Source organism: Phycicoccus endophyticus, from assembly GCF_011326735.1.
GTDB classification, from domain to species: Bacteria; Actinomycetota; Actinomycetes; order Actinomycetales; family Dermatophilaceae; genus Phycicoccus; species Phycicoccus endophyticus.
In genome coordinates, this window is sequence record NZ_JAANCN010000002.1 from 115,331 (window position 1) to 138,581 (window position 23,251).

Here is a 23,251-nt window from a genome sequence, read left to right on the forward strand (position 1 = left end):
TGGCTAGGGTGGCACCCGTGAACCGCAACCGGGTGTGGAAGCTGCTCGGGGTCGCCGGTGCCGCCGGGGTGGTCGCCACCGGGGTGCTCGTCGCGCGCGACGAGCGGGCCCGCCGGGCCTACACCCCCGACGAGGTCCGCGACCGGCTGCGCGCGCGCCTGGCGGAGGCCGAGGGCCCGGGTGAGGGGCTCAGCCCCCGGTGAGCCGAGCGACGAGGTACTGGACGCCGTAGGGGTCAGCGGCCTCGGCGGTGGCACACCGCAGGCCGGCCCGGCCGGCCCAGGCCGCCGCCGCGACCTGCAGGGGCGCGCGGCCGTGCATGAGCAGCGCGGCGCACAGGTCGGGGTCGAGGGCGAGCAGCCGCCCCGGGTCGGCCGCTCGCAGCGCGTCGAGGACCTCCTCGTCGAGGGCGAACGCCCGCGGGTCGAGGTGGCCGGGGGCCTTCTCGCCACGCCGGGCCGTGCCGTCGGCCACGACGACGAGCGTCGCCCCCGGGTGGCTGTGCGCCAGCCGCTCACCGGCGGTCCGGCACTCCGCCACCGGAGCGTCCCAGGCGACGACGACGGTGGCGCCCACGGTGGTCCCGGCGCGCTCGACCAGATGACGCCCGACCCGTTCTGCGAGGGGCGGACGCGTCCCGCGGGGCTCGCGGTCGGTGGCGGCGACGAGCACGACGGATGCGGCACCGTCCTCGGCGACGGCCGCCCGCAGCGCGTCGACCGCCCGCTGCCGCCACGGCGCCCCCGCGTCCTGTCGCCCGGTGTACTCCGGCAGCAGCAGCGGGGCGCCGGGCACGACGACGAGCGAGGTCACGCCAGCCCCCGGACGGTCCGGGCCGGCGGCAGGTCGCCCGCGACGACCGAGACCATGTCGAGCACCTGACGGGTCTCCACCACCTCGTGCACCCGGTAGACCTGGGCGCCCTGCCACGCGCACAGCGCCGTCGCCGCGAGGGTGCCCGTGAGCCGCTCCCCGACCGGCAGGTCGAGCGCCTCCCCGACGAAGTCCTTGTTCGACAGTGACACGAGCACGGGCCAGCCGAGGGTCGTCAGCTCCTCGAGCCGTCGGGTCACCTCGAGCGAGTGCCACGTCGTCTTGCCGAAGTCGTGGGCGGGGTCGACGATCACCCGCTCGCGCTGCACGCCGGCGGCGACCGCGCGCTCGGCCTGCTCGAGCACCGAGGAGCGCACGTCGGCCACGACGTCGTCGTACTCGAGCCGGTGCGGACGGGTCCGGGGCGCCACGCCGCCGGTGTGCGTGCACACGAGCGCGGCACCGTACTCGGCTGCGACGGAGGGCAGCAGCGGGTCCGCTCCACCCCATGCGTCGTTGACCAGGTCGGCGCCGGCCGCGCAGGCGGCGCGGGCGACCTCGCTGCGCCAGGTGTCGACGCTCACGACGAGGTCGGGGTGGGCCGAGCGCACGCGCTCGACGAACCCGACGACCCGCCGCTTCTCCTCCTCGACGTCGACCTCGACCCCGGGCGCAGCCTTGACGCCGCCGATGTCGACGATGTCCGCACCCTCCTCGACGACCCGGTCGACGCGCTCGAGCGCCGCCTCCTCGGCCCAGGTGACGCCCTTGTCGTAGAACGAGTCCGGCGTGCGGTTGACGATCGCCATGACGAGCCGGGCACTCGGGGGGTACTCGTGCCGCCCGAGCCGCAGGGTGGCCCCTCGCACCGTCATCCGCTCTCCTCACGTGCGCGCCCGTACCCCTCCACGGATGCGGCCGGCGGGCGCTCGGAGAGGTCGACCGCGCGGCGGCGGGGCGTGTGCCCCTCGGGCCCACGGTCGTACTGGGTCAACGTCGCGGACGGCTCGAAGACTCCCGCGCCGCCGTCCCGTCGCGCCTCGACCGCCGCGAGGACCTGGAGGGCCATCGGGCCGAGGGTGTCGTGGCGGTGGTGGCGGTGGGCACGCCGGCCGAGGTCGACCTGGGCGATGGCCTCGGCCCCGTGGTGCGCCGCGGTGTCGAGGACCGCCGCGATCTCGACCCCGTAGCCGACGGGGACCGAGAACGTCTCGAAGGCCGTGCGGCGCACCGCCCACTCCCCGGCGAGCGGCTGGACGAGCCCGGAGAGCTCCGGGTGGTGCAGGGCCAGCAGGGGACGGGCCACGAGCTCGGTCACCCGGCCACCGGCCTCCGCCTCGTCCCCGTCCGCCCCGAGCAGCGGGCGGTCGTACACCGCCTTGACGAGCACGACCCCGGGGTCGGTGAGCAGCGGCCCGAGCAGCCCCGGGACGAAGTGCGGCCCCCACTGGAGCAGGTCGGCGTCGAGGAAGACGAGCAGGTCCCCGCTCGTCACGTGCAGCGACTTCCACAGGGCCTCCCCCTTGCCGGTGGCCGGCCCGAGGCGGGGGTGCACCTGCGCCGCGGCGTGGACCCGCGCGCCGGCCGCCCGCGCGACCTCGGCGGTGCGGTCCGTGGAGTCGGAGTCGAGGACGACGAGCTCGTCGACGAGCGGCAGCCCCTCGACCCAGGCGTTGCGGACCACGCGGACGATGTCGCCGACGGTCTCCTCCTCGTCGCGAGCCGGCAGGACGACGCTCACCGTCGTCGACCCCTTGGCCGCGAGCAGCGCCTCGGGCGCGGCGGGCACCTCGACCGGACGGACGGGCATCAGCCCTCGTCGGGGACGGGGCGGTGGAAGACCGCGAGCAGCCCGCCCGCGGCGAGCAGCCCGACCACCGCGGCAGCCAGACCCCACCACGGACCCGAGGTCGTCAGGTCGAGCACGGCGTCGAGCGACCACCCGCCGGGCCCGGTGACGGCGAGCGCGAGGGCACACACGGCCACGAGCAGGACGTACTCCCAGCCGCCGCGGAAGACGAAGTAGCCCTTGCCCCGGTGGTCAGTGAGCCCGGCCACGGTCATCAGCCCGACCACCGCGGCCACCGCCGGGCCGGTGAGCAGGCCGAGTGTCACGAGCACCCCGGCGCCCATCTCGGTGACCGCGGCCACCCGGGCGTGCAGCCACCCCGGGCGCAGCCCGAGCGCCTCGAACCACCCGGCCGTGCCGCTCAGCCCACCGCCGCCCCACACCTTGTTCGCGCCGTGGGCGAGCAGCATGGGCCCGAGGGCGAGGCGCAGCACGAGCATCCCGAGGTCGAGGTCCATGCCGCTCCGTCCGCGTCGCCCGCGTCCGCGGGGGCCCGTCGGTGCCGGGCCGCGGCTCACTCTAGGCGGCCGGCCGCCCGGGCGCCGCGGGTCAGGGGCGCTCGAGCAGCGAGGCCATCCTCCGCGCGACGGTGTCGGTCGCCCGCCGGGGCGAGAGCCGCGAGAGCAGGTCCATCATCCGGGCGTCCCTGCCGATGACGACCCGGAACCGGCCCGCCTCCAGGCCCCCGATGACCTGCCGTGCCGCGTCCTGCGGGGTCGTCAGCGTCGTCGCGGAGGCCTCGGCGTCCGCCCCGGCCGGGGCGTCCACGCCGGAGTTGTCCGTGATGTGGGTCGCGACCCCACCGGGGAAGACGACGGTCACCGCGACCGGTGTGCCGCGTAGCTCGGCGTAGAGCGCCTCGGTGAAGAGCATGACCGCGGCCTTGCTCGCCCCGTAGACCGCCTGCCCCGGTACGGGGACGAGCGCCCCCATGCTCGAGACGTTGACGATGCTCGCGGCCGGCCGCGCGAGGAGCAGCGGCAGGAAGGCGCGCACGGTGGCGACCGTGCCGCCGAAGTTGACGCCCATGACCTTCTCGATGACCGCCGGCTCGAGGTCGGCGACCCGCACGAACGGCTGGATGATGCCGGCGACGTTGAGCAGGCCGTCCACCTGGCCGTGCGCGGCGAGCACCGCCTCCGGCAGGGCGGCGACGGCCTCGGCGTCCGTGACGTCGAGCGGATGCCGACTCAGCCGCTCGGCGGCCGTGCCGGCGAGCCCCGCCGTCTCCTCCAGGCCGTCGGCGCGCAGGTCGACCGCGGCGACCCGGGCTCCCCGCTCGAGGAGCGCGAGCACGACCTCGCGCCCGATCCCGTTGCCACCGCCGGTGACGACGAAGGTGTGACCGGTGACCTGCATGTCCGTCCCTTCCTCCGACGGGTCACCCGCGCGCGGCGAGGTGCCGCGCCGCGAGGTGGCCGAAGACGAGCGCCGGGCCGAGGGTCGACCCCGGGCCGGGGTAGGTGTGGCCCATGACCGAGGCGCTGCAGTTGCCCGCAGCGTAGAGGCCGGGGATGACCGAGCCGTCCGGGCGCAGCGCGCGCGCGTGCTCGTCGGTGACGACGCCGCCCTTGGTGCCGAGGTCTCCGGGGACGACCTCGATCGCGGTGAACGGCCCCTTCTCGAGCGGCCCGAGGTTGGGGTTGGGGTGGACGGTCGGGTCGCCGTAGTAGCGGTCGTAGGCGGAGTTGCCGCGCCCGAAGTCGTGGTCGACCCCGGTGCGCGCGAAGCCGTTGAACCGCTCGACGGTGTCGGCCAGGGCCGCGGGGTCGACCCCGATCCGCTCGGCGAGCGCGGCGAGCGTGGGTGCCCGGTGGAGGATGCCCGCGGCGCGCATCCGCCGGGCCACCCGCGGGTCCATCGCGTAGGAGCGCAGGTAGCGGCGGGCGTGCCGCCGGTCGGTGACCATCCAGAAGCGCCCGGGCACGCTCTCGCGGCGCTCGAGCATGTGGTGGCCGAGGTCGACGTAGGACTCGGACTCGTTGGCGAACCGGCGGCCCGAGGCGTCGACGATGAGCGAGTACGGCACCGAGCGCTCGCTGACCATGAAGCCGGCGTTGTCCTCCGGCCCGGCCGGGGGGACCGAGCCGCCCCACCAGGCGTCGTCCATGAGGTCGGTCCCGGCGCCGACCTTCTCGGCGGCCTCGATGGCGCCGCCGAGGTTGGACGCGGCACCGGAGGACCAGCTGCCGTCGACCCCCTGGTGGCGCCGGCGCAGCTCGGCGTCGTGGTCGAAGCCACCGGCGGCGAGCACGACGCCGCGGCTCGCGGTGACGGTGACCGGACGGCCGTCCCGAGTCACCCGGACACCGACGACGCGGCCGTCCTCGACGAGCAGCTCCTCGAGCGGGCTGGAGAGCCACACCGGCGTGCCCTGGCGCTGGACGACCTCCATGAGGGCGGCCGTGAGCCCGGCCCCCATCCCGACCCGCCACTCGCGGCGGGCGGCCATCGCGGCGACCCGCCCGGCCACCCGGGCGCCGCGAGCCATCCCGCCGGCGGTGGACCAGGCGCGCTGGAGCAGCCAGAAGTCGTCGGTCATCACCGGAGCCGGCACCCCGTCGCTCCGCCCGCGCGAGGTCGACCACCACGGGCCGAGCCGGCGCACGTCGACCGGGTGGACCTCGATGGCCCGGCCGATCTTGCCGCCGGGCAGCTCCGGGTAGTAGTCGGGGTAGTCGGCGGCCCGGGCGAACCGCAGGCCCAGCCGCTCGAGCAGCTCGACGAGGGGGGTCACGCCGTCGACGAAGGCCTCCTTGCGGGCCCGGGAGGTGGCCGGGCCGGCGTGGCCCACCGTCTGCTCGAGGTACTCCAGCGCCTCCGCCCGGGAGTCGCCGGCGCCGGCGCGCCGCATCAGCGGGTTGTCCGGCAGCCACACGCCCCCGCCGGACATCGCCGAGCTGCCGCCCCACCGCTCGGAGGCCTCGAGGACGAGGACCGACAGCCCCGCGTCCGCCGCCGTCACGGCGGCGCCCAGGGCGGCCGCACCGCTTCCCGCGACGACGACGTCGTACTCGTGCTCGCTGGTGGTCATCTGGCTACTCCTCGCTCGGCGCCGAACCTACCGGACACCACTGTCCGGTTGTACAGTCCCAGCATGACGCCCCCGCCGAGGACCCGCAAGGCCGTCCCGGAGGCAGCGGGCGCCGTCGGGCGACGGGCGAACCGAGGGCCGGCGGCCGCAGCGGCCAACCGCGAGCGCCTCCTGCTCGCCGCCCGCCGGCTCTTCGCCTCCCAGGGCTACCGGGTGCCGCTGAGCGCGGTGGCCCGGGAGGCCGGGGTGGGCCAGGGGGTCCTCTACCGGCACTTCCCGACCCGGCTCTCGCTCGCCGTCGCCGCGTTCGAGGAGAACATCGACGAGCTCGAGCAGCTCGCCGACCGCGACCCGGGGCCGGGCGGCTTCCTCGCCCTGTGGGGTCGGACGGTCGAGACGCTGCTGGAGTCCACCGCGCTCGTCGAGCTCGTCGCCGACGCCGGGGAGGCCGAGGAGTCCCGGTCCGCGGCGGAGCGGATGGCCGAGGTCTTCGCCGGCCCCCTCGAGCGTGCCCGGGCCGCCGGGGTCGTGCGCCCGGAGCTGACCGTCGAGGACGTCCTGCTCGTCGTGCGGATGCTCCACGGGCTCGCGGTGACCGGGCCCACGACGTCGTCGCTGGCCGCCGAGACCCACCGGGCGCTGTGGCTGCTCGACCCGGCACTGGCCGCGCCCCTCGACGGCGCCGCGGGCGGCCCACGCGGGGCGTCGGACGGCGCCGTCGGTACCCTGCCGACCGTCGGCCGCCGTGGCGTCAGCCGCTGAGGTCGCCGCCCGCCTCCTGCTCCCAGGGCCGGCCGGCAACCACGTCGCCGTAGGCCGAGACGACCCGCTCGAGGTCCTCGAGCAGGGTCGCGCGCGCGGCCGGGTCCAGGCCGGCGAGCGCCTGGCGGAAGATCCCCAGGTGGAGGGCACGGTCGCGCTCGAAGCGGGCCTGGCCGTCCTCGGTCGCTGCGACGACGTGGGCGGCCTGCCCCGGTTCACGCCGCCGGGTCAGGAGGCCGGCCGCGAGAGCCGCGTTGACCTGCCGGTTGACGGTGGACTGCTCGAGGCTGAGGTCCTCGGAGACCTCCCGCAGGGTCCGCGGGCGGCGGTCCTGGAAGAGCCACATGAGGCGCTGGTCGGCGTGGCCGAGGCGTGCGTGCTGCTCGACGACGCGGCGGGAGTGGTCGAGGATGCCGAGCAGCCAGGCCAGGCGCATCTCGGGGGTCATCGGGCCGGGCCGACGAGCACGCGCGCCCATGCGTCACCTCCGTGCGGGTTTGGGTCCTCGGAGCCTGGTGTGTACTCTACACATGACGGCGATATGTAGTTTACATATCGCCGTGACCACTCCAGGAGAACCCATGACCACCTCAGCGCCCGAGGCCGCGGCACCCGCGCCGGCCCACCGCTTCCCACCCCTGCTCGTCATCGTCGTGCTCGGCTTCGGCAGCCTCGCCGGCGCGCTCATGCAGTCCCTCGTCATCCCCATCCAGAGCGAGATGCCGGAGCTGCTGCACACCGACGCCGGCAACGCCTCGTGGGCGATCACCGCGACCCTGCTCGCCGCTGCGGTGACGATGCCGGTGACCGGCCGGCTCGCGGACATGGTCGGCAAGAAGCGCGTCCTCGTGGCCTCCGCGGCCGTGCTCGTCGTCGGGTCGCTCGTCGCCGCCCTGTCGAGCTCGGTGGTTCCCTTCCTCACCGGCCGGGCCCTCCAGGGCGTCGCCATGGGGTACATCCCGGTCGCGATCAGCTTCGTGCGCGAGGTCGCACCGCCGGCCCGCCGCGCCGGCGCGGTGGCCGCGATCTCGGCCACCCTCGGCGTCGGCGGCGCACTCGGCCTGCCGCTCGCGGCGTGGATCGCCCAGGACTACTCCTGGCACGGCCTGTTCTGGCTCTCGAGCGCCCTGGCCCTCGTCGTCCTCGTCCTCACCGTCGTCGTCGTCCCCGGCATCCACGACGAGCACCCGGCCCACCTCGACCTTCTCGGCATCGCCGGCCTCGCCGTCGGGCTCTCCGCCGTGCTCGTCGCCGTGAGCAAGGGCAGCGAGTGGGGCTGGAGCGCCGGACGCACCCTGGCCATGCTCGTCGGTGGCGTCGTCGTCCTCCTCGGCTGGGCCTGGTACCAGCTGCGCCACGAGGACCCGATCGTCGACCTGCGCACGACCGCACGGCGGCCCATCCTCTTCACCAACCTCGCGGCCGTCCTCATCGGGTTCGGGATGATGGCGCAGTCGATCGTCGTGCCGCAGCTGCTCGAGATGCCGGAGGCCACGGGCTACGGGCTCGGGCAGTCGATCCTCGAGGCGGGCCTGTGGATGGCCCCGGCCGGGCTGATGATGCTGCTCTTCGCCCCGGTCTCCAGCGGGCTGATCAACCACGTCGGCGCCCGGGTCACCCTCTCGGTGGGTGCCGTCGTCCTCGCCGTCGGGTACGTCGTCGCGCTCTTCCTCATGTCCGCCCCCTGGCAGCTCATGGTCGCCTCGCTCGTCGCCTCGGCCGGTGTCGGCATCGGCTATGCCGCGATGCCGACGCTCGTCCTCGACAACGCGCCGGAGTCCGAGGCCGGGTCGAGTGTCGGGGTCAACACGCTGATGCGCTCGGTCGGCACGACGGTCGCCGGTGCGGTCATGGCCGCGGTGCTCACGAGCGACACCCAGGCACTCGGCGCGGGGCTGCCGACGGTGCCCACCGAGCACGCGTTCCAGGTGTGCTTCGTCGTCGGGGCCGTTGCCGCCCTCGCCGGCGCGCTCGTCGCCCTGCTCGTCCCGCGACGCGGGTCGGAGGTGCCGGCCACGACGCCGAGCACCGCGGAGCCGGCGCCCGCGCCGGCCGGGGCCCTGCCACAGGGCTGACCCGCCCGCGCTGCCGTCACTCCGTCGGTGGCACGGCGATGACCTTGCCGTGGACCTGCCCGGCGTCGGCGCGGGCGTGCACCTCGGGCAGCTCGCTCAGTGGCACGCGCTCGGCGATCTCCACGTCGAGCTCGCCCTGGTCGACGAGCGCGACGAGGCCGGACAGCACCTCCGCGTCCGGGTGGACGTAGATCGTCTCCGCGCGCACCCCGCGACTCTCGTCACCGGGGGTCGCGACCGTGGGCGTGGTCGAGACGACCACCCCGCCGTCGCGCACCCTCGCCACCAGGGCGGTGAAGCCCTCCGGGGTGATGGGAGCCAGGTTGAGCAGCAGGTCGACGGGCTCGGTCACGGCGTCGAGCACAGACGTGGAGGTGTGGTCGACGACCTCGTCCGCACCGGCCGCCCGGACCAGCTCGCGGCTGCGCGGGCTCGATGTGGCGATGACGTGCGCACCCGCACGCTTCGCCAGCTGGACCGCGTACCCGCCGACCGGCCCTCCGGCACCGTTGACCAGGACCCGCTGGCCCGCCCGCAGCCCCCCGGCCTCGAAGAGGGCCTGCGAGGCGGTGAGGCCGACCGAGGGCAACCCGGCGGAGTCCGCCAGCGGAATCCGGGTCGGTGCGGACACCAGGGCCTCCGCCGGCGCAACCGTGAACTGCGCCGCCGAGCCGTCATCGCCCATGGGGATCAGCCCGATGACCCGGTCCCCCACCGCGAGGCCCACGACGCCGTCGCCGAGCGCGTCGACCGAGCCGGAGACGTCGTAGCCGGGGATGTGCGGCAGCGTCACCGTAATCGGCAGGAAGCCACCGCGGATGCCTCCGTCGGCCGGGTTGAAGGCCGAGCCGGCAACCCGGACGCGGACCTCGCCCGGGCCCGGGTCCGGGCGATCGGCGTCCTCGTAGCGCAGGACCTCGGGGCCGCCCGTCTCGTGGAATCGCACTGCCTTCATGATGTCGCTCCTTCGTCATGTGCTTCGGATTCGAAGCAAGTGCGTCGACCGTAACACTGCTTTGAAGTAGAAGCAACTGCTGCGAATTCGAAGCGTTGGTAGACTCCGGTCATGCCCGACGCGCCACCCCCGGACGCCGTCCAGCTCGACGCCTACTTCGCGCTCATCGAGGCCAGCAGCCTGCTCAGGCACGCCGTCGAGCAGCAGCTGCAGGACACCGGGGACCTCAGCTACGTGCAGTTCCAGGTCCTCGCCACGCTCGGCGACTCGCCGACCGGCAGCCGGCGGATGACCGATCTCGCCGACGGCGTCGTCTACAGCCGCAGCGGCCTGACCTACCAGGCCAAGGCCCTGGAGACGCGCGGCCTCGTCACGAGAACCCCGTCCCCCGACGACGAGCGGAGCATCGTCGTCACCCTGACCGATGCGGGCCGCGGAACGCTCGCCCGCGTCTTCCCCGGCCACCTCGCCGTGCTCGACGAGCTGTTGTTCGCGGCGCTGTCACGCTCGGACGTCGAACGGCTCGCCGAGATCCTCGGCCGCGTCAGGGACCACATGCGGCAGACCCCACCCCGGTCGGCGGCACCGCGACGGGGCAAGACACCCGGCGCCACCGCCTGACCCCACCGCGCGGAGGGGGTCGGCCGCCGGCGGTCCGCTGGTCACCGACACACAGAGGTGGTGGCGGGCCACGTCTGCTCCGTCCTCGCCCCCGCGGATCACGAAGCCGTGTCCCGCCAGCTCGGCGCCGTCACACGGTGTGGCTACGGTCGGTCTTCGCGAAGAGGTCGACCTCGCGCGGGGCGGGAGGTGTGAACAGGTGCGCCGTGTTGCTGGTCCCGAGCAGGTCCAGCTTCTGCGCGACAACCCCCTTCAACGCCTCCATCGCGGGCGGCTGGATCGCGTCGGGCTCATACAGCGCTGCGTCCACGAGGACCTCACGCAACCGGTCGTGGTAGGCGGACTTGAGATCGCTGGAGATGTTGATCTTCGCGACGCCGCTACGAGCGGCCTCCGCGATCTCGTCGTCGGGGTTGTTCGACCCGCCGTGCAGCACCAGGGGGATGTCTACGGCGTCCTTGATGCGGCGAAGTCGTTCCAGGTCGAGCCTGGGGCTGACGCCCGCGGGGTAGATCCCGTGGCGGGTGCCGATGGCGATGGCTAGCGAGTCCACACCGGTCTCACCGACGAACCTCGCTGCGTCGTCGGGCTCCGTGTAGGTGATGCCGTCACCGGACACGGCATGCTCCATCGCGCCGATCGTCCCGAGCTCTCCCTCCACGGACACGTTGACGGAGTGTGCCGTCTCCACGACCCGCCGGGTGAGCTCGACGTTGACGCCGAACGGCTCCGTGGACTTGTCGATCATCACCGAGGTGAAGCCGCCCTGGATTGCCGCGACGGCCTGCTCGTGGGTGGATCCGTGGTCCCAATGCAGGACGGCGGGTACGGATGACCGGTGAATGCGCGACCTGAGCGCGTGAACGATGTCGAACTTGAGCAGGTTGATCTCGTTCGGATGGATCTGCGCGATGAACGGGGCGTCCCGCTGTTCACAGACATCGACGATGGCGTTGAACATGTGGTAGTCGGCGATGTTGAAGGCCGGGATGGCGAAGCCGTGTCGGTCGGCCACAGCCAATAGCTGATCTCCGGAGAGCAGCACAAGCGTTCCTTTCGGGTGGATGGTCTAGAACGTGCGGGACGCGAGAGTCATCGGTCGTCACGAGGGCCGCCGCGTCCCGGGCTCAGCACCGCGGCAGCGCGGTCATGGCGCCCCCGAACTCGCCGCTCGTTGCGCGGACGGCGTACCGAGGACCTCCCTCGTCCCCTCCGACCGGATCGCACGGAGGATGGATCCGTACTCGTCGAGGAACGAGTCACGCTCCCGGAGACCGTCGAACAGGGGGTTGTCACGCACCAGAGCGAAGATGTCCTCGTCGTGATGCGCAGCTCGACGCCGAAGCTCGTCCCCACGCCGGTCGACGACGTCGTACTCACGCCCCTGTTCGTCACGACCCTCCATGAATCGAGCCCAGCACGCCACGATCGTGATGGCGGCCGTCGCCTCGAGGCCCTTGTCGAGGAGGTCGCGGACCACCGGAAGGGTGTAGTTCGCCAGCATCGTGGAGGACTGGTCCGTCAGCCTCGTGACGGAGTCCCTCATCTGAGGGTTGCGGAACCGGCGCACCACACTGGCCGAGTACTCCTCGAAGTCGGTCCCGGGAATCGGCGTCAGCGTGAGCGCGGCCTCCCGCTGGTAGGAGACGAGGAGTCCCTGGACGGACGGATCCTCGCAGGCCTCGTGGGCGAACTCGTGCCCAAGAAGTCGACCGGCATAAGCGATGCTGGCGTGCCCCACGTTGAGCAGGCGCATCTTCATCCGCTCGTACGGGGCGACGTCCGCGACCATCTGCACTCCGACGTCCTGCCACGCGGGACGCCCGGAGGTGAAGTCGTCATGCACCACCCACTGGGAGAAGTCCTCGGTACTCACGGGAGCGTCGTCCACCAGGCCGGTCAGCTCGCTCGCCTCTGCACGGTCCGACGGCGTCGAGCGCGGCGTGATGCGGTCCACCATGGAGCCAGGGAACGACACTTCCGAGTGGACCCACGCATACAGCTGGGGACTCACCCGTTCGGCGAGCTCCAGCACCACCCTCCGGGTGATATCGCCGTTCCCGTGCAGGTTGTCACAGGACTGCACGGTGAACGGCGGGACGCCGGCGAGCCGCCTGCGGTTGAGTGCGTGGACGATGTACCCGAACGCCGTCGACGGCGCCAGCGGGTTCGCCGCGTCCCGCAGGAGTGCGGGTGCACCCATGTCGAAGGTGTCGGAGGCGGGCGCGTAGAAGTAGCCGCCCTCGGTGATGGTGAGGGTGACGATCCGTACGGACGGGTCCTCGAGCACGGACAGCACCGCTTCCGGCGCCTCCGGGGCGAAGATGTGCCTGACGATGGAGCCGATGACTCGTGGCGTGGTGGACCCATCTGCGTGTCGGACCAGCACGGTGTACAGGCAGTCCTGCCGGTTCATCGCCTCCACCAAGGCGCGGTCCTGCGGTAGGAGGTTGACACCGCAGATTCCGAAAACCCGGGCGTGCGGGTCACGGGCCATCAGCGAGTCCAGGTACATGGCCTGATGCGCTCGATGAAAACCCCCGACGCCGAAGTGCACGGTTCCGACCGTCACCTCCGACCTGTCATACCCCGGGAGGACCGTTGCGGCCGAGGCGCGCTCGAGGCTGTCTTGGGACAAGCGGAGCACGAGGATTCCTTTCGACGACATCGGTGGTTACGAATCGTCGTGCGGTGACCGCGGGCCGGTGCGCGACCACCGCACGAGCGTGCCTACTCCTGGTACTTCTCACCCACGGGAACAGCGAGCTCCTGGGCCTTGGCGAGAGCCCGGTCGACCGTGATGTTGCCGGCGATGGCGTCGGCGACGGCTTGGCCGACCTGCGTCCCCAGATCCGGAAACTCGGCAATGCCCACGAACTGGATCCCGGTGTAGGGCTGGGGGTCGACGCCTGGATGGGTCGGGTCGGCCGCGTCTAGCGCGGCCTTCTCCTGCTTGTAGTAGGGAGCGGCCGCCTGGATGTATCCCGGCTGGTCGTACGTCGAGCTGCGCTTGCCGGTGGGGGCCACTGTCCATCCGTACTGGGGATCGTCTCCCACCCGCTTCTCGTAGTCGGAGCTCGTGGCCCAGCGGATGAACTTCCACGCCGCCTCGGCGTTCTCGCTCGACTTCGGGATCCCCCAGGCCCATGTCCACAGCCACCCCGAGTTGTCGGTCTTCTTCACCGGGGCCGGGACGTAGCCCACCTTGCCCTTGATCGGGGAGTCGGGCGCCTCCAGCAGGCCTGCGATCGATGTCGCGTCGTACATGATGGCGGCCTTGCCCTGCAGCATGATGTTGATGCACTCCTGCACGCCCGTCTGGGCAGCACCCGGCTCTCCGGACTCCCGGAGCAGGTCGACGTACATCTGCGTGGCCGACTTCACCTGCGGTGAGTCGAGCTTGGCGTCCCAACCCATGTCGAACCACTGGCCACCGTAGGTGTTGATGACAGTGTCGAGGGCCGCGAGGTTCTGGCCCCACCCCGCCAAACCCCTGAGGCAGATCCCCGCCACACCGGGCTCGACGTCGTTGACCTTGGCAGCGATGTCCACGATGTCGTCCCACGTCGGGTTATCAGGCATCGTCAAGCCCTTCTTCTCGAGAAGGTCCTTGCGGAACATCGTGAACGACGACTCGCCGTAGAACGGCTCGGCGTACAGCCTTCCGTCCGGGCCGGAGAGGCCCTTGGTAAAGGCGGGGAAGATGTCGTCCTGGTCGTAGGAGGGGTCTTGGGCGACGTAGTCGTCGAGCGGTTGCATCCAGCCGTTCTTGGCGAAGATCGGGACCTCGAAGGCGCTGACGCTGGTGATGTCGTACTGCCCCGCCTGACTGGAGTACTCCTGGCTGACCTTGTCACGAACGTCGTTCTCCGGCAGCGACGTGAAGGCGACCTCGATACCCGTCTCCTTGGTGAACTCGGGGGTGAGCTTCTCCAGCGTCTTCATCTGCGGGTTGTTGACCATCAACACGCGCAGCGCCTGGGCCCCGTCGTCGCCGCCCCGCGTACCGCCCGCGCCTGAACACGCGGTGACGACCAACGCGACGGCCAGTCCGCCCACGACCGAGATCGTGCTGGGACGGCGAGAGTGCTTCATTGCATCTCCTTCTCGTAGTTGGGTGTCCTACGCGGTCAGAGGCGGTGCGTCGCCCCCGAGACCCGCGGACTGATTCCGCCCGGATGGGTGGCACATTCGGCGGCGGCCTCTGTGGCCGCCGCGACACACTGCGCCGGGGTGGCGCCCCGGGCGAGGTGCGCGGCATAAGCCCCGTGGAAGACATCGCCACAGCCGGTGGTGTCCACGACCTGGACCGGCTTCGCCGGCTGGTGATGCACTCCGGGTGGGCCCACGTGTGCACCGACCCGATACCAGCAGCCGTTCGCGCCGTCGGTGACGATTACGGCGGTCCGGTCCTCGCGCCACAGGGCGTTGACCGCGTCCGGGGGCGATGCGTGCCCGGTCATCCGGGTCGCCAGCGCGACGGGCACGACCAGATGGTTCGACAGCGCTGCAAGCAGCCTCGACTCCGGCTGTGCAGCGCTCTCGATGTCCACGACGACATCGACACCCGCGTCGCGCGCAGCCTCAGCCGCCCGAAGACCCCCCGCGATGCCGTACTCATCCAGCATCAGCACCTTCGCGCGAGCGACGACCGTGAGATCCAACGTCGTGGGCAGGCCGAGATCGGTCTCGTCGTCGTACGCGACGAACCGCCTACCGTCGCGTCCGACGAGAACGACCGAGGCGATGGGACGTGTGGTCCGCGACGTCTCCGCGTTACTGACGTCTACCCCTTCCTCGCCGAGGAGGTCCAGAATCTGGGGCACCGAGGCAGGGTCCGGGAGACGGCCTACGAAACTGCACCGTGCGCCTGCACGAGCGGCAGCGACAAGGGCAACAGCGATGTTGCCTCCGACTCGACGCTCACGAGCGATCACGCGACCCTTGCCGTCCCCGATCAGCCCGTCGATCAGCAGGATGTCGTCCATGGCGACCGCACCGCCCCCCACGACCTCGGCGGACTCGTGCGTCAACACGCTCGCACCTCCCAGCGAGGCCGGACGGACGGCGCCCGCAGCACGCCGAGGACGCATCCGCCGCGGAACGCGGCGCCACCGTCGTCTTGGTACATGGCGTCCTCCTTGGGGGATCCGGCTCTGGGATGCATCTTGGAGCACAAGTCCTCGTAAGTCAATTGCTTCTGATAAGTTTCAGTCGAACGCCCGGCTTCACTCAAGGGAGAGCAGGCATGGACAGCGCCGCTGCCACTCGAGACACGCCTCTGCCGACCAGCACGCCAGCGGCCGCGGAGCACGGAGAAGCCCGGATCCGGCGGTGGGCCCGGAGGGGCCCTCTGCTGCCCGCCCTCGTCTTCATGGTCGTCACCACTCAGCTACCGATGGTCGTGACTGTGGTCGTCTCGATGTTCAACTGGAACGCCCTCTACCCGAACGACATCCACTTCGTGGGCCTCGACAACTTCGTCCAGGTCTTCCAGACGGACGCGCTCCGCGGCGCTGTCGTGACCACCATCGTCATGACGGGCGTTGTGGTCGCCGCGTCGCTGGTACTCGGACTCGGTCTGGCTCTGCTTCTCCACCGCAGGTTCTGGGGTCGCGGGGTGGTGCGCACGATGCTCATCGCCCCGTTCTTGATGGTGCCGATCGCTGCCGCGCTGCTGTGGAAACATGTCCTCCTCAACCCGAGCTACGGGTTGATCAACGGAGCCCTCGGATGGCTTTGGTCCCTGTTCGGTTCGGACTCCCCACCGCAGCCGGCCTGGGTGTCCACCTACCCGATGATGTCCATCGAGGCGGCACTGATCTGGCAGTGGACCCCGTTCATGATGCTGATCATCCTCGCGGGCTTGCAGAGCCTCCCCCCGGACACCCTCGAGGCGGCACAGGTCGACGGCGCGGGACCCTTCGCGGTCTTCCGATACATCACGCTGCCCCACCTGCGCCGGTATCTCGAACTCGGCGCACTCCTGGGGAGCGTCTACATCGTCCAGAACTTCGATGCCGTGTTCACCATGACCTCAGGCGGCCTGGGTACCGCCAACCTGGCGTACACGGTCTACCGGACGTTCTTCCAGGCACAGGACTACGGGCTCGCGTCCGCCATGGGAGTGCTCGTCGTCCTGGCATCCATCGTCATCGCCACGCTCGCGCTCCGCACCGTGTCGTCGTTGCTCAAGGAGGCCTGACATGACCGCACCACCCTGGCCGAAACCACGCACGGCCCACCCCAGGGCCGCAGCCCTACTGCCCGGCGGTCGGCGAAGGCGGTCGTCAAGAGGCGTCTGGCTGGGAGTCGCGGCATGGCTCGCCGGGCTCTTCGCCGTCACCCCGATCCTGTGGATGCTTCTGACCTCGTTCCACAGTGAACAGGACGCAGCGCAGAACCCACCTTCCCTCGCCGCGGACCTGACCCTGGAGAGCTACCGAACGTTCTTCGGTAGCCAGCCCCTGCCTGCCTTCGTCAACTCCTTCTCGGCATCCCTCGTGTCGACGGCGCTGGTGCTCGCGCTCTCTGTCCCGGCCGCCTACGCGCTCTCGATCAAGCCCGTACCGAAGTGGTCGGACGTGATGTTCTTCTTCCTGTCGACCAAGTTCCTCCCCATCGTGGCCGGCCTTCTGCCGCTCTATCTCTTCGCGCTCCACACTGGAACGCTCGACAACATCTGGTTGCTCAGCATCCTCTACACCTCGATGAACCTCGCGGTCGCCGTCTGGATGATGCGCTCGTTCCTCAGCGAGGTCCCCCGAGAGATCATCGAAGCCGCCCAGCTGGACGGCGCGAGCCTGACGACGACTCTCGTCCGAGTCGTGGGGCCGATCGCCATTCCGGGGATCGCCGCGACGGCACTGATCTGTTTCATCTTCAGCTGGAACGAGCTAATGCTGGCAAGGACACTGACCGCGACAGTGGCCTCCACGGCACCAGTCTTCATGACCAGCTTCCTGACCAGCCAGGGGTTGTTCATTGCGAAGATGTCCGCCGCTTGCATCGCCATCTCCCTCCCCGTCCTGGCAGCGGGCTTCGCCGCTCAGGACAAGCTCGTACAGGGACTATCCATGGGGGCCGTCAAGTAGTCGGGCTTTCGCCGGCACGACCGGCAATCAGCTGGTCTCGCTGATCTCCCGCGCCACCACAACCTCGACACCCAGCTTTGCGAGACGGCGCCGGAAGTCGTCCGTGATCCCGTCATCGGTGATGACGGTGTCCACCCGGCCGACCGGCAGTACCTTCGTGCTGCCCATCCGCCCCATCTTGGCCGAATCGGCGAGGAGGACGACCTTGCGGGCATGACGCACCAAGTTCTGCTTCACCTCGGCGACGGACGGAGAGTGCTCGATCATGTCCAGGTCCTCGTCGACGCCGGCACATCCGAGGAAGAGGATGTGGGCGGTGACGTCGTCGATTCCTTGGACCGAGGCGTTTCCCACGGTCTGGAGCCACGACGGTTCGATCCGGCCGCCGATCATGTGGACAGTGACGCCCTCCACGCCGATGAGGTGCTGGGCAAGAGGCAAAGCGGGTGTGTACACGTTGAGGTTCGGCACCTCCGGAAGCACCTGTGCCAGATGGTGCACCGTGGTCCCTGCGTCGAGGATGACCGTCTGGTCGCCCCGGATGAACTCGGCCGCCTCCAACGCAATGCTGCGTTTGGCGCCCGAGCGCATGGCAGCGCGCATGTCGAAGGCGTCGATGGCATCCGAGGAGTCGGCAGGGACAGCGCCGCCGCGTGTCCGGCTGAGGCGACCCCGGCGCTCGAGGTGTTCGAGGTCCGCTCTGATCGTGACCTCACTAACGCCCAGTCTCGCGGCGAGATCCGATGTCACGAGACGACCCAGCTGGTTCACCTCGTTGACCATCAGCCGTCGTCTCTCGTGGGCGAGCATGGGCGGAACGATAACAAAGACAAAGCCTTCGTAAGGCGGACCGCCCCTGGTCGTCGGCCCCGTGCAGCAAGACCTCGACATCCTCTAGTGAGCTCCACCCGCGGGCGGCGACACCAGTCCGTCATCCGGCCGGAGGACGTGCGTCGGCCTCTGCCAGGCGCCGGAGTCTTCACGTGGAGCGGCCGGCGCGCATCCCTCCGTGTCGTGGTGTCGCAGCATGCCGATGTGACGCCCCGGGCGACAACCACACTGCCTGGACAGGGCCGCGCAGCCTCATGGCACTGCGGCGCCGTTGCCCCGTTGCGTCGTGAGCGCCGCCCACACCGACCGGCCGCAGAGCTCCATCGCGGCATATGCGGCTCCTCGAGCAGTAGCCACCGGCGAACCCATCTCGGACTCGACCGGTGTTGACCCATGTCAGTGTTCTGACATACGCTTCTCGGTGTCAGAATACTGACACACGAGAGGATGGACACCATGCCGGTCACCGGCCCCGACTTCATCTCGCTCCAGGCGCGAGACCTCGACGCCTCGCAGGCGTTCTACGAGAAGTACCTCGGGCTCGTCCGCTCCCCGGAGGGACCGCCCCACGCCGTCGTCTTCGAGACGACGCCGATCACGTTCGCGCTGCGGGACCTCGTCCCGGGCACCGACCTCGGGTCCGTCGCCCAGCCCGGCCTCGGGACGGCGATCTGGCTGCACGCCACGGACGTCCAGGAGATCCACGACGCCCTCGTCGCGGACGGGCACACGATCGTGTCCGACCCGGTCGAGGGCCCCTTCGGGCGCACCTTCACCTTCGCCGACCCCGACGGCTACCACGTCACCCTCCACGACCGTGCCTGACGCCGGGGCCCTCGTCGAGGGGGCCACCGGCGCCGGGTCCGCTGCCGGGCACCGCTACTGGGTGAACACGGTGAGCCTCGACCACGTCGAGGCAGCCGTCGAGGGCGGCTTCACGCAGGCCGACCACGGCGCCGGCACCCGGCTCCGCCGCCCGCGTGCCGGCGACGAGATGGTCTTCTACTCACCGAGGGCGCGGTTGCAGGGAGGCGACCCCGTCCGGCAGTTCACGGCCGTGGCGACGGTCACCGGCAACGAGCCCTACCAGGCGCACGTCAGCGACGACGTCCGACCCTGGCGGCTGGCCGTGGCCTTCCACCCGTGCCGGCCGGTGGATGCCAAGCCGCTCGTTCACCGGCTCTCCTTCGTCACGGACCCCACCCACTGGGGCCTCGCGTTTCGTCGTGGCCTGTTCACCGTCCCCCGCGAGGACTTCCTCGTGATCACCGAGGGGATGCTCGCGCGGTCTCCGGGAACGGCACCCTGAGCGGCCGGCCGCCCCGTCACAGGCCGGCCTGCAGCCTGCGCCCGTTCCGCGAGTGCCGGGCGAGCAGGAGGGCCCCGGCGCCGCAGACGAGCAGACCCAGCCCGGTGACGAGCGCGACCGCCGTCAGGCCGGACCCGGTGTAGGCGAGAAGGGGCGGGGACGGCGACCCGACCGGGTGCTCGGTGCACAGCAGGCTGCCCTGTGGGCACGTGTCGGCAGGCGCCTGGCCGGTGACGGTGACGACGTTGCCGAGGTCGTGGTCACCCTGGTCCTCGTCCTCGCGCACGGTCACGGTGTAGGTCACGGCGACCGTCCGACCGCCCGCCAGCTCACCGCTCACCGAGAACCGGTCGTCGACGACCTCCGAGACGGTGAGCCCGTCAGCGTCGGCGGTGGGCCCCGCCACGAGGTCGGCGTCGTCGAGCACGCCGCCCATGTGGTCGGTGTAGTCGATCGTCTCCGCGCCCGCACCCTCGTTGCGGAACGTCAGCCTGTACGTGACGTCCTGCCCGGCGCGTACCTCGGTCCCACTCTCGGGATCGGCGGACTTCACGACCGTGACGTCCGAGACCGGGTTGTAGGTGCAGTCCTCGCCGTCGGTGCACACCGGGTCCCGCGGCGTCGGGGTTCCCGGGTCGAGCAGGAAGTTGGCCAGGCGCGTGTCGCCGAGCTCGTCGGCGGCCTTGACCGTCACCGTGTACGTGACGGTGACCGTCTGTCCGGCCGCCAGCCGGCCGGTGACCGAGAACCGGCCGTCCTGCACGCGCGAGACCGACAGCGCGTCGTCCGAGGCAGCGGGCTGCCTCGTGAGGTCGGCGTCGTCGAGCACATGGCGCAGGTCGTCCACACGGTCGACGTCGCCGGGCCCGGCACCTTCGTTCGTGAACGTCAACGTGTACGTCAGCTCCTGCCCGGGCCGCACCGTCGTGTTGGTCTCGGGCGAGACCGACTTCGAGTCGACGATCTCGGCCACGGGGTTCACCGTGCACAGCGGGTCATCCGCGGCGCAGTCGGCGGGCGGCGTCGACCCGCTCGGGAACACGACGTTCTCGAGCGTGTCGTCCCCACGGGCGTCCTCGGGCAGCACCCGGACGGTGTAGGTGACGGTCACCGACCGGCCTGCCGCCACCCGTCCATCCACCGTGAACCGGCCGTCGGCGACCTCGGACGCAGTCAGCGCGCCGGTCGAGGCCGTCGGGCCGTCGGTCAGCTCGGCGTCGTCGAGGACACCACCGAGGTCGTCGGTCCAGTCCGTGACGTCCACGGGTGCGCTGCCGGTGTTCTCGAAGGTGAGCGTGTACGTCAGCTCCTGGCCGGTCTCGACCGACGAGCCGTCCTCGGGGTCGACGCTCTTGGTGACGGCGAGCTGCCCGGCCGGGACCTCGACGAGGGCGCAGGGCTCACCGGTGTCCGGGTCCCGCCCGTCCTCGTCGGCGGGGTCGCAGGCCGGGGTCGTCGGGTCGCTCGGGTCGCTCGGTGCGAACGCGACGTTGCGCAGCAGGGCGTCGCCCGCACCGGTGTACGTGACCTCGTAGGTGATCGTCACGCTCTCCCCCACCCCGAGCGCCCCGGACCACGTGACCCGGTCACCGGACAGCACGGCGTCCGCGCCCGTCGAGGTGGTCAGCGAGCCCGCGTCGACGGTGGCGTCGTCGAGCACGCCGCCGAGGTCGTCGACCACGGTGGCCGGCGCCGTCTCGGTGTACACGCCCGGCCCGTCGTTCGTCGCGGTGACGGTGTACGTGACCGTCTGGCCGACCGCACTGACCGTGTCGGTGTCGGCCGACTTCGTCACGGACAGGCTCGGCAGCAGTGCCTCGGTCTCGGCGCACGGGACACCGGTGTCCGGGTCGCTGCCGGCGTCGGTCGGCGGGTCGCAGGCCGGGGTCTCGTCATCCGGGGAGCCGCCGTAGGCCACGTTGCGCACGGAGCCGTCGCCGGCACCGGTCACCGTCGTCGTGTACGTCAGCGTGACGCTCTCCCCCGCGGGCAGGGCACCGGTCCACGACAGCTTGGGCTCGTCGTAGGTCAGCTCGCCGTCCACGTCGGACGTCGCGTCGCCGTCGTACGTGGCGTCGTCGAGGACTCCCGAGAGGTCGTCGGTGACGGTCGCGGGCTCGGCGTCGGTGTAGTCGGTGTCACCGGTGTTGGTCGCGGTCACCGTGTAGGTCACGGTGTCGCCGACCCGGGTGTCCTCGTCGGCGTCGGAGGTCTTCTCGAGGGCCAGGCAGCGTCCGCCGACGGCCAGCTCGCCGGTGCCGTACTCCAGGGGGGTGAAGGTCCAGTCGTCGATGATCCGCTCGTTGCCCCAGCTGTTGCCCCCCGCCTCCCAGCCGTGGACACCGCCGGCGCTGTCCACGCCTGCGGTCCCGTCGGTCTGCGGCGTCGTGTTCGCGCGGTCGTCGGCCAGGTCGGTGTCGTCCCAGTAGATCGTCTGGTTGCCCGCGGCCTCCCCGTTGAGCGCGGTCACCTCGATGCCGCCGGCCCGCTGCTCGACGTCGTACTGGAGGATGTGGATCTCACCCACCGTCGGGAAGTAGATCCGCGCGTTCATCTGCACGCAGTCCTCGATGGGGTCGCCCTGCCCGTCGAGGCCGTCGAACTCGTAGGTGTACGAGCCCGACCCGTCGGCCCCGAGGTTCACCGTGCGGTCGACGGCGTCGTCGTAGGAGCCGTTGCCGTCGGTGTCGACCTGCAGCTGGTAGCCGCCGGAGAAGCGCTCGGTGATGGAGTAGCTGAAGGTGCCGGCGGCTCCCCCGGTCGCGGTCGGGGCGAACGCCAGGTCCTCGACGGTGAGGTCGGCGCTCGTGAGCACCGGCGGGGCAACCGTCACGGTCCCGTCGGCCGACTGCGCGCTGGCCGGCAGGTCCGCGGCCGGGGGCGCGAAGAAGACGCGGAACTGTGGCTCGCAGTCCGCGGTGAGGTTCGGGTCCGTAGGCGCCCCGCGCCCCGTCGCATCCGCCTCGGTGGACTGGTAGGTCGGCACACAGTTCAGGTCGGAGACCCCGGTGGCGTTCGCCTGGATGGTGGACTGGAAGCCGTTGTAGTCCTCGAGCGCGACCTGGTACTGGTAGCCGGTGTCGTTGACGAGCCAGACGTCGACGTCGGGGGACTCCCCGGTGTTCTGGGAGAAGAACGGCCGGTAGGCCCACACCCGGCCGGGCCGTGCGCTGCCGTCGGCGGCCGTGACGTCGAGCGACCAGTCCAGCCGGGTGATGGACGAGCCCGCACTCTGGGTGTCCTCGACCGTCCAGACGCCAGCGGCCCCGGTCAGCGTCGGGCTGGTGCATCCCTCGCCGACCGGGGTGTCCGCGGGCAGGTCGCACTGCCACGCCACCGTGCCCTGCGGGTCGGTGACGACGTAGTGGTGCGGGGTCCCGACCGCCCCACCCTTGCTGGAGACGAGGAACGACGCGTCGAGCGTGTCGCCGTCCTCGAGGTAGGCGTAGAAGGTGTTGTCCGACGCCAGGGTGAGCGCCCCGTCGTCCGTCCCTTCCGCCTGCGCGGCCGTGGGCCACACGAGGCTCCCCACAGCGACCGTCGCCGACGCCAGCAGGGCGCCCACCGCGACGAGCGCGCCGACCTTCCTCAGCCACGGCGACAGGCGCGACACGCCCCCTCGACCACCCCGTGCACGCACTGCGCTCTCGCTTCCGCTGGACAATCCGGCAGGCCCCCGGTGGGCACTCCGGCACGGCTCGACAGCCTGGGGCCGGGATGGGTCAGGTGGCGCGACCCTGCACGAACTGACCACTGCCGGTGCAGGTTCTGGGCTGCCGGCGACGACCGGGCCGCGCCCGCGCGCCACATGCTGGACAGGGCCTCGCACCGGGGCGCGGCCGGCGCGCACCTCTGGTAGGGCTAGGTGCCGTACGTGACGCAACGAGAGTTCGCCGGCAGGCGGGACG

22 protein-coding genes are annotated in these 23,251 nt (G+C 71.4%); 8 read left to right on the top strand and 14 right to left on the bottom strand.

What is annotated here, in order from left to right:
- The first annotated feature begins 17 nt into the window (after positions 1-17).
- Positions 18-203, top strand: coding sequence for a hypothetical protein (locus tag G8D98_RS03610; protein ID WP_229661868.1), 186 nt, complete (start codon positions 18-20; stop codon positions 201-203).
- Here the strand turns inward: G8D98_RS03610 and G8D98_RS03615 are convergent.
- The 6 genes from G8D98_RS03615 to G8D98_RS03640 all read right to left on the bottom strand — a co-directional run bounded on the left by G8D98_RS03615 (position 190) and on the right by G8D98_RS03640 (position 5,696).
- On the bottom strand, positions 190-813 hold the full coding sequence (locus tag G8D98_RS03615) for a class III extradiol ring-cleavage dioxygenase family protein (RefSeq protein ID WP_166099231.1): 624 nt from the start codon (positions 811-813) through the stop codon (positions 190-192). The genes G8D98_RS03610 and G8D98_RS03615 overlap by 14 nt on opposite strands.
- Positions 810-1,688 carry a dihydropteroate synthase gene (gene folP / locus G8D98_RS03620; protein WP_166099233.1) on the bottom strand — a complete coding sequence of 293 codons (879 nt, stop codon included), beginning with the start codon at positions 1,686-1,688 and terminating at the stop codon, positions 810-812. The genes G8D98_RS03615 and folP overlap by 4 nt, the downstream gene beginning before the upstream one ends.
- A complete protein-coding gene (locus G8D98_RS03625) occupies positions 1,685-2,623 on the bottom strand; it encodes a glucosyl-3-phosphoglycerate synthase (protein WP_166099236.1) in 939 nt (312 codons plus the stop codon). Before G8D98_RS03625 ends, folP begins: the two co-directional genes overlap by 4 nt.
- Positions 2,623-3,120 (bottom strand): DoxX family protein, encoded by a 498-nt coding sequence (locus G8D98_RS03630; RefSeq protein ID WP_166099238.1) that lies wholly within the window; start codon positions 3,118-3,120, stop codon positions 2,623-2,625. Before G8D98_RS03630 ends, G8D98_RS03625 begins: the two co-directional genes overlap by 1 nt.
- 91 nt (positions 3,121-3,211) lie before the next feature.
- Positions 3,212-4,021 carry an SDR family NAD(P)-dependent oxidoreductase gene (locus tag G8D98_RS03635; protein WP_166099242.1) on the bottom strand — a complete coding sequence of 270 codons (810 nt, stop codon included), beginning with the start codon at positions 4,019-4,021 and terminating at the stop codon, positions 3,212-3,214.
- Between the two features lie 22 nt (positions 4,022-4,043).
- On the bottom strand, positions 4,044-5,696 hold the full coding sequence (locus G8D98_RS03640; RefSeq protein WP_166099244.1) for an FAD-binding protein: 1,653 nt from the start codon (positions 5,694-5,696) through the stop codon (positions 4,044-4,046).
- A 63-nt stretch (positions 5,697-5,759) separates the two neighbouring features.
- Here G8D98_RS03640 and G8D98_RS03645 point away from each other — a divergent pair, with 63 nt between their 5' ends.
- Complete coding sequence (locus G8D98_RS03645; protein ID WP_166099247.1) at positions 5,760-6,458, top strand: TetR/AcrR family transcriptional regulator; 699 nt, start codon at positions 5,760-5,762, stop codon at positions 6,456-6,458.
- Here the strand turns inward: G8D98_RS03645 and G8D98_RS15320 are convergent.
- Positions 6,448-6,936 (bottom strand): MarR family winged helix-turn-helix transcriptional regulator, encoded by a 489-nt coding sequence (locus tag G8D98_RS15320; protein WP_205859694.1) that lies wholly within the window; start codon positions 6,934-6,936, stop codon positions 6,448-6,450. The genes G8D98_RS03645 and G8D98_RS15320 overlap by 11 nt on opposite strands.
- 103 nt (positions 6,937-7,039) lie before the next feature.
- Here G8D98_RS15320 and G8D98_RS03655 point away from each other — a divergent pair, with 103 nt between their 5' ends.
- A complete protein-coding gene (locus G8D98_RS03655) occupies positions 7,040-8,533 on the top strand; it encodes an MFS transporter (protein WP_205859695.1) in 1,494 nt (497 codons plus the stop codon).
- A gap of 16 nt (positions 8,534-8,549) precedes the next feature.
- On the opposite strand, the gene G8D98_RS03660 is transcribed toward G8D98_RS03655, so the two are convergent.
- Positions 8,550-9,488, bottom strand: a complete 939-nt coding sequence (locus G8D98_RS03660) for an NADP-dependent oxidoreductase (protein ID WP_166099252.1) — start codon at positions 9,486-9,488, stop codon at positions 8,550-8,552.
- A gap of 111 nt (positions 9,489-9,599) precedes the next feature.
- Here G8D98_RS03660 and G8D98_RS03665 point away from each other — a divergent pair, with 111 nt between their 5' ends.
- Positions 9,600-10,109: a MarR family winged helix-turn-helix transcriptional regulator gene (locus tag G8D98_RS03665; protein WP_166099255.1), complete on the top strand. Its 510-nt coding sequence runs from the start codon at positions 9,600-9,602 to the stop codon at positions 10,107-10,109.
- A 130-nt stretch (positions 10,110-10,239) separates the two neighbouring features.
- On the opposite strand, the gene G8D98_RS03670 is transcribed toward G8D98_RS03665, so the two are convergent.
- The 4 genes from G8D98_RS03670 to G8D98_RS03685 form a co-directional block, all read right to left on the bottom strand.
- Positions 10,240-11,154 (bottom strand): ketose-bisphosphate aldolase, encoded by a 915-nt coding sequence (locus G8D98_RS03670; RefSeq protein ID WP_166099258.1) that lies wholly within the window; start codon positions 11,152-11,154, stop codon positions 10,240-10,242.
- A 102-nt stretch (positions 11,155-11,256) separates the two neighbouring features.
- Positions 11,257-12,756 carry a mannitol dehydrogenase family protein gene (locus G8D98_RS03675; RefSeq protein WP_166099262.1) on the bottom strand — a complete coding sequence of 500 codons (1,500 nt, stop codon included), beginning with the start codon at positions 12,754-12,756 and terminating at the stop codon, positions 11,257-11,259.
- Positions 12,757-12,839: 83 nt separating this feature from the next.
- On the bottom strand, positions 12,840-14,168 hold the full coding sequence (locus G8D98_RS03680) for an ABC transporter substrate-binding protein (protein ID WP_308788821.1): 1,329 nt from the start codon (positions 14,166-14,168) through the stop codon (positions 12,840-12,842).
- A 71-nt stretch (positions 14,169-14,239) separates the two neighbouring features.
- A complete protein-coding gene (locus G8D98_RS03685) occupies positions 14,240-15,145 on the bottom strand; it encodes a PfkB family carbohydrate kinase (RefSeq protein ID WP_166099268.1) in 906 nt (301 codons plus the stop codon).
- 212 nt (positions 15,146-15,357) lie between these two features.
- On the opposite strand from G8D98_RS03685, the gene G8D98_RS03690 reads away from it, so the two are divergent.
- Together G8D98_RS03690 and G8D98_RS03695 are read left to right on the top strand one after the other, a co-directional pair.
- Complete coding sequence (locus G8D98_RS03690) at positions 15,358-16,314, top strand: carbohydrate ABC transporter permease (RefSeq protein WP_166099270.1); 957 nt, start codon at positions 15,358-15,360, stop codon at positions 16,312-16,314.
- Position 16,315: 1 nt separating this feature from the next.
- On the top strand, positions 16,316-17,203 hold the full coding sequence (locus G8D98_RS03695) for a carbohydrate ABC transporter permease (protein WP_166099272.1): 888 nt from the start codon (positions 16,316-16,318) through the stop codon (positions 17,201-17,203).
- 27 nt (positions 17,204-17,230) lie between these two features.
- Here G8D98_RS03695 and G8D98_RS03700 read toward each other — a convergent pair whose 3' ends face one another.
- Positions 17,231-18,013, bottom strand: coding sequence for a DeoR/GlpR family DNA-binding transcription regulator (locus tag G8D98_RS03700; protein WP_166099275.1), 783 nt, complete (start codon positions 18,011-18,013; stop codon positions 17,231-17,233).
- Positions 18,014-18,490: 477 nt separating this feature from the next.
- On the opposite strand from G8D98_RS03700, the gene G8D98_RS03705 reads away from it, so the two are divergent.
- Entirely contained in the window at positions 18,491-18,859 is a 369-nt protein-coding gene (locus G8D98_RS03705) for a VOC family protein (RefSeq protein WP_166099277.1), read from the top strand.
- Positions 18,852-19,343, top strand: a complete 492-nt coding sequence (locus tag G8D98_RS03710; RefSeq protein WP_166099279.1) for an EVE domain-containing protein — start codon at positions 18,852-18,854, stop codon at positions 19,341-19,343. The genes G8D98_RS03705 and G8D98_RS03710 overlap by 8 nt, the downstream gene beginning before the upstream one ends.
- Positions 19,344-19,359: 16 nt before the next feature.
- Here G8D98_RS03710 and G8D98_RS03715 read toward each other — a convergent pair whose 3' ends face one another.
- Positions 19,360-22,956, bottom strand: a complete 3,597-nt coding sequence (locus G8D98_RS03715) for a DUF7927 domain-containing protein (RefSeq protein ID WP_166099282.1) — start codon at positions 22,954-22,956, stop codon at positions 19,360-19,362.
- Positions 22,957-23,251 lie beyond the last annotated feature (295 nt).